Origin of the sequence: Vibrio sp. S12_S33 (assembly GCF_963889785.1) — a bacterium.
Classification (GTDB): domain Bacteria; phylum Pseudomonadota; class Gammaproteobacteria; order Enterobacterales; family Vibrionaceae; genus Vibrio; species Vibrio aestuarianus.
In genome coordinates, this window is sequence record NZ_CAWPQZ010000034.1 from 31,255 (window position 1) to 43,907 (window position 12,653).

The window sequence follows — 12,653 nt, forward strand, 5'->3', positions numbered from 1 at the left end:
AAGCCAAACTCTTCTTTAGGAGTTAAATAGAAAACCACTGTATCTTTCTAATACAGCGGTCATTTTGAGCATCCACTTTGCCGCGGACAGTGCAAACCTTCTGCCCTTTCCACGGTAAAAATACACGGCGACGAAGATCATTAACGACCTCTCTGCCATGCCCGAATGGAGCAATCATCTCTGGAATGTAGATATGCTGGCCTGAACGCCAGTCGGATGGAGATATTTCACGCACTCCAGATAACAGCTCATCTCGGATCTGCTCAGAGACAAACGCCCAATTACAAAATGCAATTGGGCGTCCGCACTCATCTTCGTAATAGCAAAACTGGTTTAGCTCAAAAGCAGGCAGAATACGCTGCTGCCATTCTGCAACCACGTATCGGCGATGAAGGGGGGAGTGCTGGCTGAGCAGCACAACACCACCTATCATCTGTTGCATTTGCGCTATTGTGAGATTTGCTGGTTGATGTGTAATAGACATCTGCTCTATATCAACCAATATGCTGTTATTTTTTTGCTTGGGAAGTGCGTTTTTTCGGCGCGGCTTTTTCTTCCACGAGAGTTTCCGCTGGTGATTCTTCCTCCTGGTTTACCGCAGCATCACCTGCAGGTAGAAAACCGGCTGCAACAAGCTTGTCAAATTCAGCTTCCATTCTTGGATCTTCTAACATGTTCTTAACCATCGATACCATATACATAAAACCAGAGGCTGGCATATGGACAACTTGCTTAAGTTCAAGATCGTTATCATTTTCAGCCATCACACCGTTAGCCATATTTTTCTGATCTTGACCTACAAAATAAAGGGAGAAAACACCTTTATTGTAGTTAACACTAGATACTGTTTGAACAAACTTCTCAGTCATAAATTTCCTCTACTTATTTTATATAGACATGATGGAAATCGTTTCCTTAAAAGAAAAACATCTCCATTCTCAAACATAATTAAAAAACAAAACATCAAAATTTAGCCTTGAATAAATTTTAACGTTTATTTTTCATAAAAATAATACATCGTTGAATCATATATATCAACTCACAGAAACACATTATATTAGAGTAAAAACTCCATATTATTTACGTGTTATTCATCCAATTACATATTTATGTAACGATTACATTCATTTCTTTGTTTGGTGACTCGCATCACCAAAAAAAACTCAATTTGAACAAAAAATGAACAATTAAAACAATTCCTAGTTCAGAAATTCTTCGCGATTGACGATTGATCAAGATAACAAGCAGTGATAGCATGCCGAGCCTTTTTAATTTTGCTGCAAAAAGCATTGACTAAGATATTTATTATGTCCAAAAATGAAGAGTTAACGCTGATATGTATACACCTATACTTAAGTATTATTAGTAGTGACAGAAAAAATAAAGAAAATCCTAATTTGACAAAAGCTAATAATTTCAGTGAAGAATTAAATAAGATAGAAAAAGAAAACAAGGTTAAAATTAAAACAAAATTCTCACAATTTCAGAACATAGAAAGAATCAATACGCCATCCATTTTATTCGATACCAATAATGCACCTTTTATACTAGCAAAATCTAATAAAGATAAATGTTTAATACAAAGAGCTAATAAAGAAACACCTGAAGTTATCTCTTCTGATGAACTTAACGCCATTTGGAATAAAAAATGGATTAAAATTAAACAGTCCCAATCACGTTTCGATATAACATGGTTCATTCCTGAATTTCTTCAACATAAACGTATCTTAAGCGAGATTTTTCTCTTCTCTTTTGTGTTGCAAATACTTGCACTGATCTCACCACTCTTTTTCCAAGTGGTGATGGACAAAGTTCTGGTTCACCAAGCTTGGTCAACTCTTGATGTGCTCGTTTTTGGACTTGTTATCACTGGCATTCTCGAAGTGGTACTGCGCGGGTTACGCGAATATCAATATGCGCATACCGCCAATCGGATTGATATTCAACTTGGATTAAAGTTGGTAAAACACTTATTTGGCCTTCCACTGATATTTTTCAAATCACGTCAAGTGGGTGCCATCGTAACTCGTGTACGCGAACTCGACACAGTTCGAGAGTTTTTAACTGGTTCCATGTTTACCTTAACTGTCGAGTTTTTGTTCATGTTCGTATTTCTATACGTCATGAGCTTACTTTCAGCATCCTTAACTTGGTTATTTATCGCAACTATTCCTTTTTACGTATTGCTCGCTTGGTGGCTAACTCCTAGAATGCAAACGGCTGTTGAGGAACAATTTTCACACGCTGCAGCAAATACCTCATTTCTAACAGAAACAGTTGCTGGCAGTGAAACTCTAAAAAGTTTAGCTGTGGAACCAAAATTTATACGTCGCTGGGATGAACAGACTGAAAAAATGGTCTCCACCGGCTACGTAGTTCAACAACTAAACAATCGTTCGAACCATGTTGTCCAACTCATACAAAAAATAACGAGTGTAGGTGTTTTGTGGTTGGGAGCAACAGAAGTATTGTCATTAGAGATGACCATCGGCCAACTAATCGCCTTTAACATGATGACAAACCACATCGCCCAACCTTTATCACGCATGGTTGAACTATGGGGGCAGTTTATTCAAACCCGTGTAGCATTAGAAAAATTAGCAGATATGCTCAATCTGCCAGTAGAACAGCATACCGGTAATGACATTGCCAAAATCCATGGTGCTATCTCTTTCAAAAATATCGTCTTTCGCTATCAACCCGATATTCCTCCGACGATTAATGATTTGTCTCTGGATATTCGAGCTGGAGAAACTCTCGGAGTTGTAGGCACGTCAGGATCAGGCAAAAGTACCTTAGCCCGATTACTACTGCGACTCTACAACCCAGAACAAGGTGTGATCACTATTGATAGCACTCCATTAAATCAAATCTGTATTCAGCAATTACGGCAGCAAGTCGGCATCGTGTTGCAAGAAAATTATTTATTTAATAAAAGTGTTAGCGAGAACATTGCCCAATCAAAGCCTGAAGCAAGTTTGGAAGAGATTATCAAAGCGGCAAAACTTTCCGGAGCTCACGAGTTTATTATGAAGCTACCGATAGGCTATGACACGATATTGGCAGAAGGTGGTCAGTCTCTTTCCGGTGGACAAAGGCAGCGACTTGCGATTGCACGAACACTCCTTTCTGACCCCAAAATTATCATTTTAGATGAAGCAACTAGTGCACTTGATGATGAATCACAGGCATTGATTCAATCCAATATGGCGAACATTGCTAAAGGGCGTACGGTTATCACTATCGCTCATCGATTATCTACCGTACGAGATTGCGACCGAATTATCGTTCTTCATCAGGGAAATATCGTCGAACAAGGTTGCCACCAGCAGTTATTAAAACTTGGTAAACAATACAAACAATTATGGCAGCTTCAGCAAGAGTTCAAACAAGAGGAACCTAATGCATGATCCACGTAATCAAGCGCTTCTTGAACAATTTTAAGATAAACCAAACCACTGAAAACCATTACGAGTTTTTACCTGCACATCTTGCTCTATCACAGCGCCCTCCTTCACCGTTTGCTCGTATAACGGCCATCACTCTCAGCCTAGGAGTCCTTGCTGCATTGCTTTGGGCTTATTGGGGGAAGTTGGATGTACAAGCTACAGCAACTGGCCGTTTCGTTGTGTCTGGTCGTTCTCAAGTAATTCAGTCTTATGAACAAAGCCGAGTTCTCAACATTCATGTTAAAGACGGTCAACGTGTTAAAAAGGACGCACCACTTCTCACTCTTGATACCTTAGGCGTGAATCAAGACATTACGCGTTTGATCACCCAATCTGAATTTCAAACTAATGAGTTCATCCGTTACCGTGCCTTAATCAATAATAAACAGCTCTCTCATGATCCCATGTTTACAGTATTACCACTGGAACAGCAGGTGTTGGTCAATGAAAATTATCTCAGTGAAAAACGGGAATTTGAATCAATTATCGCCAGCATCAATGCTGAAATGCAAGTGAATAAAACATCGCAGGCGGCTCGCCAGAGCGATATCAACGCCTTAACTCTTTTGACTGGAAATATTAGCCAAAGACTGGCCGCACGAAAAACGCTAAACACGATTAAGGTGATTGGGCATGTAGAATATCTCGAACAAGAAAAAGAACTCTTGGAAGCACAGCGCCAAGTCTCTCAACAACGAGCAGAATTAGACGTTCTAAAGTCGCAATATCACAGTCTCGAAGAAAGACTGACCGGTTTCAAAGCACAAAAACAAAGAGAATGGCTCGAAAAACGGAAGCAGGCTAAGTTGCAATTAGTTGCTTTGGATCAGGAACTTTCTAAGTTTCGCGAGCGTGAGCAACTAGAGATCATCCGCTCACCTGTGGATGGTACAGTACAGCAGCTCAGTATTTATACTCTAGGTGCAGTGCTTCAACCTGCGCAAAACTTGATGATTATTGTACCTGAAAATGCGGTACAGCAAGCAGAAGTACAGATTCTCAATAAAGATGTAGGCTTTGTTTATCCTGGACAGTCAGTAACGGTGAAAGTAGATGCATTTCCGTATACCCGTTACGGTACTATTGAAGCAGAACTGTTGAGTATTTCGCGTGATTCAACCACAGATGAACGCTTAGGACTTGTTTTCCCAGCACAAGTTCAACTAAAACAAAACAATATCTTAATTGATGGGCAAAGCGTTGAGCTTACACCAGGAATGTCCGTTGTTGCCGAGATTAAAACAGATAAACGTCGCATTATCGACTACCTACTCAGCCCAATTCGTGAATACCAAGCTGAAGCACTAAGGGAGAGATAAGTATGAATATATCGTCCCAAAAAAATGGTGATCTTATCACTCAAGATAACTACGGAATAGAAGCTATAGTTTATGCTGGCAACCATTTTCATAGAAAGTCGACCTGTACACAACTTAAGCATGTATTAGGTGTAGATCATTCCAACTTAAGTGAGATGCAAATAAGGGAAGCAGCAGACTATATTGGCTTAAAAAGTCAGGTAGCAAAGATACAAGCAACGGATCTAAATACTCTCCCTCTGCCTGTATTGATTGAAATCGACAATCATTGGCAAGTAATCACACAAGCTACTGATGGATCATGTTTTTTGTACGACCCAGCGACTCAATCAGAGCAGCATAGAGAACTCCATTCAGAGAATCACTTATTGAATTATAAGGTGATATTAGTAGCTGATGAGAGACTAAGCAGCAAAGAAGTCAAATTTGGCATTAGTTGGTTTGCGCCGTCAATCTTACGACAAAAGAGCCAAATGCGCGATGTATTCTTCTATGCTATTGCGCTACAAATATTCGCATTAGTCAGCCCCATGCTGTTTGAGAATGTTATCGACAAGGTACTGGTAGGCCGCAGTCTCTCTAGTTTACATGTGCTTGCAATGGCTATGCTCGCACTAGCCTTGGCTGAGCCTGCCTATAGCTACTTACGAAACACCGTTTTTGGCCATCTTGCTAGCCAAGTTAATGCCGAGCTATCAGGTCGCCTTTATCGTCACTTGGTTGGCCTCCCCTTAACTTACTTTAAACAGCGACAAACAGGGCAAATTATCGCACGAGTACGTGAAATGGCACAGATCCGTCAGTTTTTGACCGGCTCGACGTTAATGCTATTGCTCGATTTAATTTTTGTAACTGTTTTTATTGCTGTCATGTTTCACTATGCCAGCACTCTGACTTGGTTAGTTATTGGATCGTTAGTGATCTATTTCTTACTTTGGCTTATAGCAGGTCCCTTAATAAGGAAAAAAGTTGAGTCTGAATATGAATCAGATGCCGATTCCACAACCTTTCTTACTGAAGCTGTCACAGGCATTGAAACCATTAAAACCACTGCAACTGAGCATAGGTTCCTACATCAATGGCAACGGATACTCAGCCAACAACTTAACCGCAGTTTTGATGCTCAAAAATCAGGATTAATTGCAGGACAAGGCATCGCACTTGTTCAAAAACTCACGGCTGCATTATTACTGTGGTGGGGAGTCAACGAAGTGTTAAATGGTGAGCTAACACCAGGGCAACTGGTCGCTTTCAACATGTTAGCTGGCCATGTGACTCAACCCGTACTTCGACTTGCGCAAATTTGGCAAGACTTTCAGCATACTCTCATTGCGTTAAGGCGAGTGGGCGATATTCTTGACGAGCCAAGAGAAAATAGCAAACAAGGGTTAGCCTCCGTCCCTGAACTCAATGGAGGCATAGAATTTAATAACATTCGTTTCCGTTACCATGAAGATGCTCCTGAAGTATTAGCCAACCTATCTCTGGAGATTAAACCGGGGCAATTTATCGGCATCACAGGGCCATCAGGCTCAGGTAAAAGTACACTTACCCGCCTACTGCAACGCTTGTATATTCCTCAACATGGGCAAGTATTGGTCGATGGAATGGATCTCGCTATAGCAGATCCCGTTTCTTTACGCCGAAATATGAGTGTGGTCTTGCAAGAAAGTATTCTCTTCTCCGGTAGCGTGGCAGATAATATCAGGCTAAGTAAGCCACAAGCTTCTGATGACGAAATTCGCCATGCAGCACAACTCGCTGGCGCTTTGGAATTTATTGAGGGGCTTCCCCACGGATTTAATCAGCCAGTGGGTGAGAAAGGATCGGCTCTATCCGGTGGTCAGCGTCAGCGTATTGCCTTGGCAAGAGCACTGCTGGTGAATCCTCGAATTTTGCTGCTCGATGAAGCAACGTCTGCACTCGACTATAACTCGGAGGCAGCCATCATGAGCAATATGGAGGAAATTTGTCGAGGCCGCACCGTAATTAGTATCGCACATCGCCTAAACACAATTCGTCATGCTGACAATATTCTTGTCTTGGACAAAGGCCAAGTATGTGAAAGAGGAACTCACCATGAGCTGGTTGCGAAAGAAGGACTTTATGCCAAACTATGGAAACAACAAATTGGCATCTAACTCAAAGACATAAATTATTGATGGCATAAACAATGACTACAGTAGTCGATTTTTATACTGCTCCGGTGTCTGGCCGGAGTATTTTTTAAACATTGCAATAAAAGGGCTAGCTTGGTTGTAGCCTAAGGTTAGCGCCACTTCTTTCACTGAATGGCCGGTACGCAATAAATCCATTGAATATAAATAGCGCACTCTTAAACGCCATTCAGTAAAACTCATGCCCAACTCCGTCTGGCAATGCCTTGCTAAGGTTCTTTCTGTGGTGTGTACTTTTTCGGCCCATTGAGAGAGAGTGGTATCATCGGTGGGGTTTTCTTCAACCGCAGCTAAAATTGGTGCCAAATATTTATTGTCTGTCGATGGCAAAAAGTGATGCTGCGTTTCTTGAGTTGCGAGTTGATCCAACAATACCTGTACTAACCGCTTATCAGCTGGTGTTTGAGCAACGTTGATATCACGTGCACGAAAATCTTCAATTATGGCAGAAACGATAGGCGTGACTTTAATAAGGCTAGTCTGCTTGGGGAAATGACGAGTCATAGCATGTTCGATATTCAACGAGCAATATTCAATCGGTTTGCGATTATAGCTACAGTGTTTTACTCCAGCGGGGACCCAAATCGCTAAATGCGGTGGTGCAAGAAAGCGAGTATCTTCCGCTTCCATCTCAAGTATTCCACCCGAAATCAGTTGCACTTGACCCCAAGGGTGGCTGTGAGTACGGGTTTCAGTGTTCGATAAGAACGCCTCGAAATTCATAAACACGTCCGATGGTGCTCTATCAATGGATAAAGAAGGGTGAAGATTCCGCGCTGCTTTTTTCAAACTTGTCTTCCTATCGCTCGCAATGTCGTTTTAGAGATATATATAATCATATAGACCTGCCACACTATATTCCTAGCCACATTTTGCGACGAGACTCACATGGTATATCTTCTCCCGCTCTTCACTGTCCTTATTTGGGGTGGTAATTCCATCATCAATAAGCTTGCGGCCGAAACCATTGAGCCAAGTGCAATGAGCTTCTATCGTTGGTTTGTTGCCATGCTAATACTAACACCATTTTGCCTGCCGACGGTGATACGTCAGTGGAACATCATCAAGCCATACCTAAGCAAACTAGCTTTTCTTGCGATGCTAGGTATGGTGCTCAACCAGTCGCTAGGTTATTACGCAGGACTGACCACAACCGCTTCCAACATGTCACTCATTACATCACTGGTTCCTCTACTGAGCGTCTTTATCAGTGTTCCCTTGCTCAATAAGCGTATTTCTGGATTAAGCATTGTTGGTGGAGTGCTTTCTCTTTCTGGACTCACGTTTATGCTTGGCCAGGGTGACATGAGCTTTTTTATACACCAAGATATCACCCAAGGTGACGCTTTAATGGTCGCAGCGGCCATCGTTTATGCATTGTATTGTGTTCTTCTTAAACGTTGGAAAATGCCACTTAGCAACTGGACACTTATTTATATGCAAGGCTTATTTGCTGTTTTCATGCTGATCCCATTATGGCTCAGCAGTGATCAATTACTCCCCACTAATGGCTCTCTTCCATTAATCGCCTATGCCGCTGTCGGTGCCTCGCTACTCGCACCATGGATGTGGGTGAAAGCGATAGATATTATCGGTGCAGATTCCAGTGCCATGTTTATGAATTTACTGCCAGTTGTTGCTGTTTCTCTAGCGGCAACGCTATTGGGAGAAACCATGCAAAGCTACCATTTTATCGGCGGATTGATGGTTGTCTCTGGTGTTATCCTTTCGCAAATAAAGCTCAAGAACAAACGTTCGACAACTATCGAACGCGTGACTCAACCCTAAAAGCAACGGTAAGTTATGAGGTAAACTTTGGCTAAGAATGTTCGTTTAATGTGAATTGTCGCTTAAAACGCGCAAATAACGTCACTCTAGTGATTGAATTTGCTCAAGTAAAACGTACACTGTTCAAGATTGGAGCATACAATCAAGTCAGACGAGCATATAAGGATATTTAGGATGAAAGCAGGTAAACGCCATCAAGAAATCATCGAATTAGTTCAAACTCACGGTTTTGTCAGCACTGATGACTTAGTTGAACGTTTTAATGTTAGCCCGCAAACCATCCGGCGAGATCTTAATGAGTTGGCTGATGCCAACAAATTGCGTCGTAATCATGGTGGAGCAACCATTGCTTCCAGTTCAGAAAACTCTTCTTATCACACTCGACAAATAACATATCAGCAAGAAAAACAGCAAATTGCCATCGAACTTGTCAAACACATACCTGATGGTGCAACGCTGTTTATCGATATCGGAACCACACCAGAAGAAATAGCCCGCGCCTTGATGCTCAATCACGAAAACTTACGCATCGTGACCAATAACATTAATGTAGCAACCATCCTAATGGCAAAACCCGATTTCAACGTAATTTTAGCTGGTGGAGAGGTACGCAATAAGGATGGTGGTGTTACGGGTGAAGCAACGCTAGATTTCATCTCACAATTTCGTCTTGATTTCGGCATCTTAGGGATCAGCGGTATTGACTACGATGGTTCACTACTTGATTTCGATTATCATGAAGTTCGAGTAAAACGAGCAATCATCGAAAATAGCCGATGCGTCTATTTAGGTGTGGACCACAGTAAGTTTGGGCGTAACGCGATGGTCAAACTTGGTACCATTGCTGATGTGGACTTGATCATTACCGATGCCAAGCCCCCTGAAGAAATTGATACTTTTGCTCGTGAGAATGAAGTCATTATTCAGGTGATATAGCTCAATATTTCACCTTGCTTTTTTCTTTTACTCTGTGGGATGACTGTTTTTAGATTTTAATATAAATAGTTTTATCATTTGACCGTACTACTACCAATTTTTTTGGTATAAATATCACTATTCTGCCCCATTCTATAAGAATAACTATCAATGCATAAGATCCTTCGGCTTATTCAAGAAAACCAGCACATTACCAGCCACATGGAACTGGAAAATGTGTTGCTTACTCTTAATAACCTGATTGACCATGAATTCTTTTTATTTGGTCTATCTTTGCATCCCACATTGAGAAGCCGTGAAACACTCTTAACCGACAATTACCCAAATTGTTGGCGTCAGCAATATGATGAATCTGGTTTTATGCACGTAGATCCCATAGTGAAATACAGCATGACCAACTTCTTACCCATCAGTTGGGATGATGCAAAGTATGCTAATAAAGATGGCCGAACAATTTTTGAAGAAGCACGCTGTAATGGTCTAAAAGCAGGGTTCAGTATCCCCATCCACGGACTACGTGGGGAATTTGGCATGATCAGCTTTGCAACCTCTGACATTAAATCTTATCAACTTAACCAACAAAGCATTCAAACCTCTCAGTTGATCGTTCCGCTATTGGCACACAATATTTATAACATTGCCCGTTGCCATAAAGACGCCGAACCACGAGCAAAATTAACAGCCCGTGAAATTCAATGCTTAACTTGGGCAGCTGAAGGAAAAAGTGCATGGGAAATTGCAATCATCATTGATACTTCAGAACGAACAGCCAAATTCCATATCAGCAATGCGTGTAGAAAGCTTGGAGCGACGAATCGCTACCAAGCAATTACTAAAGCCATTTTAGGCGGTTACATTAATCCTTATTTATAAAACGCACTAAGCATTTACACTTGCTCGGTATACCTCATTCATGGGGATATGCAGCGCGACCGATCGGGTGCTTCCGAGCATATGAACCTTTCTATCACCTAAGCGTTCGCAAGGAATCCCCATTCGTTTGATCAGCTTTTCAACGCTGGCAGACGTAACCGTTACATACGACTCTATATGATGCTTCTGCGCGTGATGGTATAGCGATTGAAACATCTGTAAAGTAACATTACTCACCCCACCTAACTGCGCTGAATAATCCTTATCGACGGCAAAACGACTCAACTCATAAATAGAGCGATCAACGGGAGCGACTTGGTTTCCCATCAGCTCTGGAAAAGTATTTTTGAGCATATAGTTGGTTGTGGTCGGTAAAATACGCCAACATCCAACTAGGTGACCATTATCTTCTTTTGCGTACAGATAATGAGCATCAGGAATATCATATTCATCACTTTCTAAACCTTGATTCGTTTTTAACTCCCATTGCAAACGTTGCGAAAACACTTTGTAACGCAGCTTAAGTAAGGAGACGTAATCGCCTTGAGGAACCGTTTGAAAATTGTGTGAATATATTGAAATAGTCATGGAATTTCTCCGTAGGTTGATGGAGAAATTAAGCTAACCAATATTAAAATATATAAAACCTGTTCGATCGAACAGTTACACCAAGATAATGTTTAAACTATTGTTAACTCTACTGAACAACTAACGCTCAGTTGGCTTAATAAAGGTACAACATAAATTAAATAATTCGTACCGCTCGGCTTTAAAAATCCTCCTAGGCAACTAGGAGGATTTTTTATATCTCATCAATTTAACTGCTAAAAATATCATTGCAGTTTGGTTGGTGCTTTGTTGTCTGTTGGTTAATGGCAACGTTTAACCAAACCAGTAGCCATCAATGAGTATTAATCCAACCATAAGTTAATATTTTTGTGATGCAGTACATTTGAGCGTAAATTTACGCGGGAAATTTCTTACGCAAAATGATTCTAAACTCCCCTCACTCCACCGACAAATTCAATCGATAGAAAACATATGACAAAGGCTCTTGGTAATTAAGGCACGACAGAATCGCTGAGTGATCAGCACATTTTATGCCAAATGCCAACAATTCAACGAAACCGTAATATCTTAAGGTTTCGTTAAAACCGAAGTCATCGAAAAGACAAAGTGAGTCGTAATGGAAGCAAGAGCGTCAATCCTTACTTGAACAACTCAAACTCGCCTTCGACCGTCAGAGAACCACGGTTAATGAGTGATTGGTTGTATTGCTTCCAGTTGGTTGTTTTGTAGCGAGGCTTAGACATAAGGTTACGAAAAGTAGTGGATGTAGCTGCTCAGATCGTAGGTTATAGATTTAGTTTCATCGATTTGAGCAACAAAACCCGTGTAATACATAACCGATTAGGTTTAATATGCAACAATAAGTTACAGTTAAAATCTGTGTTCGAGCGTGATTCAAAGTGACCATGTGATGTATGAATACTCAATCAGCTATATTTTAAGTAGCCTAACCATGCTCAATGGCTATTTTCTCATTTATGGCAAGATTGAAGTGAAGCCGTGGTCATCTTGCAAATCTCATACTGTTTAAAGTCTGTTATCTGGGCGTTAAAGTGTTTGTGATGATCATGCTCTATAACTCCTATGTTTAAGAGATGAGTGATGAAAAAAATTTTTGCAGTTATGTTGGGGGTTGCCCTTTTTGGCTGTCGTGATGATACGACGGAGTTCAGCTTCACCCCAGATCCCGAAGAAGAATCGCCTACCCCCACTGTTTTTGAAACTCAAATTGGCGGGGTGACTTTACAAGGTCTCAAAGAACCAATAAGCCCTGTTGTCTCTTCATCTGTCGCAGCTTCATCCTATGTATCTTCATTTTCTGAGACAGAACAAAACACTAACTTAGTCACCATAGAATCGTTCAAAGGGATACCTTATGCCTATTCGGGCGATAGTAGTAAAGGGGCTTTTTTCTGGTTCATCGCGGATTAGCGGGAACTAAAAACAAAAAAACGGTAGTAAGTGATATGGTTTAGTCGCCAAACAAAAATCATACACAAACTACCGTTTCCATGTCGAATCATACTTTCCTATCTTCATTC

11 protein-coding genes are annotated in these 12,653 nt (G+C 41.0%); 7 read left to right on the forward strand and 4 right to left on the reverse strand.

Annotation, left to right across the window (positions count from 1 at the left end):
- Positions 1–22: 22 nt before the first annotated feature.
- On the reverse strand, positions 23–484 hold the full coding sequence (gene rtxC, locus AACW06_RS14360) for an RTX toxin-activating lysine-acyltransferase RtxC (protein WP_064625460.1): 462 nt from the start codon (positions 482–484) through the stop codon (positions 23–25).
- 25 nt (positions 485–509) lie between these two features.
- The gene (gene rtxH, locus AACW06_RS14365) at positions 510–869 is read right to left on the reverse strand and encodes a protein RtxH (protein ID WP_192075591.1); all 360 of its coding nucleotides are present in this window, start codon (positions 867–869) and stop codon (positions 510–512) included.
- Between the two features lie 438 nt (positions 870–1,307).
- Here rtxH and rtxB point away from each other — a divergent pair, with 438 nt between their 5' ends.
- From rtxB to AACW06_RS14380, 3 genes are read left to right on the forward strand one after another with little or no spacing between them, the layout of a single operon-like run.
- Entirely contained in the window at positions 1,308–3,410 is a 2,103-nt protein-coding gene (rtxB, locus tag AACW06_RS14370) for an RTX toxin T1SS ABC transporter subunit RtxB (protein WP_192075600.1), read from the forward strand.
- Positions 3,407–4,768 carry an HlyD family type I secretion periplasmic adaptor subunit gene (locus AACW06_RS14375; RefSeq protein WP_192075592.1) on the forward strand — a complete coding sequence of 454 codons (1,362 nt, stop codon included), beginning with the start codon at positions 3,407–3,409 and terminating at the stop codon, positions 4,766–4,768. The genes rtxB and AACW06_RS14375 overlap by 4 nt, the downstream gene beginning before the upstream one ends.
- A gap of 2 nt (positions 4,769–4,770) precedes the next feature.
- A complete protein-coding gene (locus AACW06_RS14380; protein ID WP_192075593.1) occupies positions 4,771–6,909 on the forward strand; it encodes a type I secretion system permease/ATPase in 2,139 nt (712 codons plus the stop codon).
- Between the two features lie 36 nt (positions 6,910–6,945).
- On the opposite strand, the gene AACW06_RS14385 is transcribed toward AACW06_RS14380, so the two are convergent.
- A complete protein-coding gene (locus AACW06_RS14385) occupies positions 6,946–7,734 on the reverse strand; it encodes an AraC family transcriptional regulator (protein ID WP_053311134.1) in 789 nt (262 codons plus the stop codon).
- Positions 7,735–7,833: 99 nt separating this feature from the next.
- Here AACW06_RS14385 and AACW06_RS14390 point away from each other — a divergent pair, with 99 nt between their 5' ends.
- The 3 genes from AACW06_RS14390 (at position 7,834) to AACW06_RS14400 (ending at position 10,542) form a co-directional block, all read left to right on the forward strand.
- Entirely contained in the window at positions 7,834–8,733 is a 900-nt protein-coding gene (locus AACW06_RS14390) for a DMT family transporter (protein ID WP_192075594.1), read from the forward strand.
- 174 nt (positions 8,734–8,907) lie between these two features.
- Positions 8,908–9,669, forward strand: coding sequence for a DeoR/GlpR family transcriptional regulator (locus AACW06_RS14395; RefSeq protein WP_192075595.1), 762 nt, complete (start codon positions 8,908–8,910; stop codon positions 9,667–9,669).
- Between the two features lie 150 nt (positions 9,670–9,819).
- The gene (locus AACW06_RS14400; protein WP_192075596.1) at positions 9,820–10,542 is read left to right on the forward strand and encodes a LuxR family transcriptional regulator; all 723 of its coding nucleotides are present in this window, start codon (positions 9,820–9,822) and stop codon (positions 10,540–10,542) included.
- Between the two features lie 6 nt (positions 10,543–10,548).
- Here the strand turns inward: AACW06_RS14400 and AACW06_RS14405 are convergent, their stop codons facing one another.
- Positions 10,549–11,130 carry an acyl-homoserine-lactone synthase gene (locus tag AACW06_RS14405; protein ID WP_192075597.1) on the reverse strand — a complete coding sequence of 194 codons (582 nt, stop codon included), beginning with the start codon at positions 11,128–11,130 and terminating at the stop codon, positions 10,549–10,551.
- 1,083 nt (positions 11,131–12,213) lie between these two features.
- On the opposite strand from AACW06_RS14405, the gene AACW06_RS14410 reads away from it, so the two are divergent.
- On the forward strand, positions 12,214–12,543 hold the full coding sequence (locus tag AACW06_RS14410) for a hypothetical protein (protein WP_238336721.1): 330 nt from the start codon (positions 12,214–12,216) through the stop codon (positions 12,541–12,543).
- The last annotated feature ends 110 nt before the right edge of the window (positions 12,544–12,653 follow it).

Coding starts and splice junctions, on each gene's coding strand:
- AACW06_RS14400 (WP_192075596.1), top strand. CDS start 9,820: ATGCATAAGATCCTTCGGCTTATTCAAGAAAACCAGCACATTACCAGC.
- AACW06_RS14380 (WP_192075593.1), top strand. CDS start 4,771: ATGAATATATCGTCCCAAAAAAATGGTGATCTTATCACTCAAGATAAC.
- rtxC (WP_064625460.1), bottom strand. CDS start 484: ATGTCTATTACACATCAACCAGCAAATCTCACAATAGCGCAAATGCAA.
- AACW06_RS14375 (WP_192075592.1), top strand. CDS start 3,407: ATGATCCACGTAATCAAGCGCTTCTTGAACAATTTTAAGATAAACCAA.
- rtxH (WP_192075591.1), bottom strand. CDS start 869: ATGACTGAGAAGTTTGTTCAAACAGTATCTAGTGTTAACTACAATAAA.
- AACW06_RS14410 (WP_238336721.1), top strand. CDS start 12,214: ATGAAAAAAATTTTTGCAGTTATGTTGGGGGTTGCCCTTTTTGGCTGT.
- rtxB (WP_192075600.1), top strand. CDS start 1,308: ATGTCCAAAAATGAAGAGTTAACGCTGATATGTATACACCTATACTTA.
- AACW06_RS14395 (WP_192075595.1), top strand. CDS start 8,908: ATGAAAGCAGGTAAACGCCATCAAGAAATCATCGAATTAGTTCAAACT.
- AACW06_RS14390 (WP_192075594.1), top strand. CDS start 7,834: ATGGTATATCTTCTCCCGCTCTTCACTGTCCTTATTTGGGGTGGTAAT.
- AACW06_RS14405 (WP_192075597.1), bottom strand. CDS start 11,130: ATGACTATTTCAATATATTCACACAATTTTCAAACGGTTCCTCAAGGC.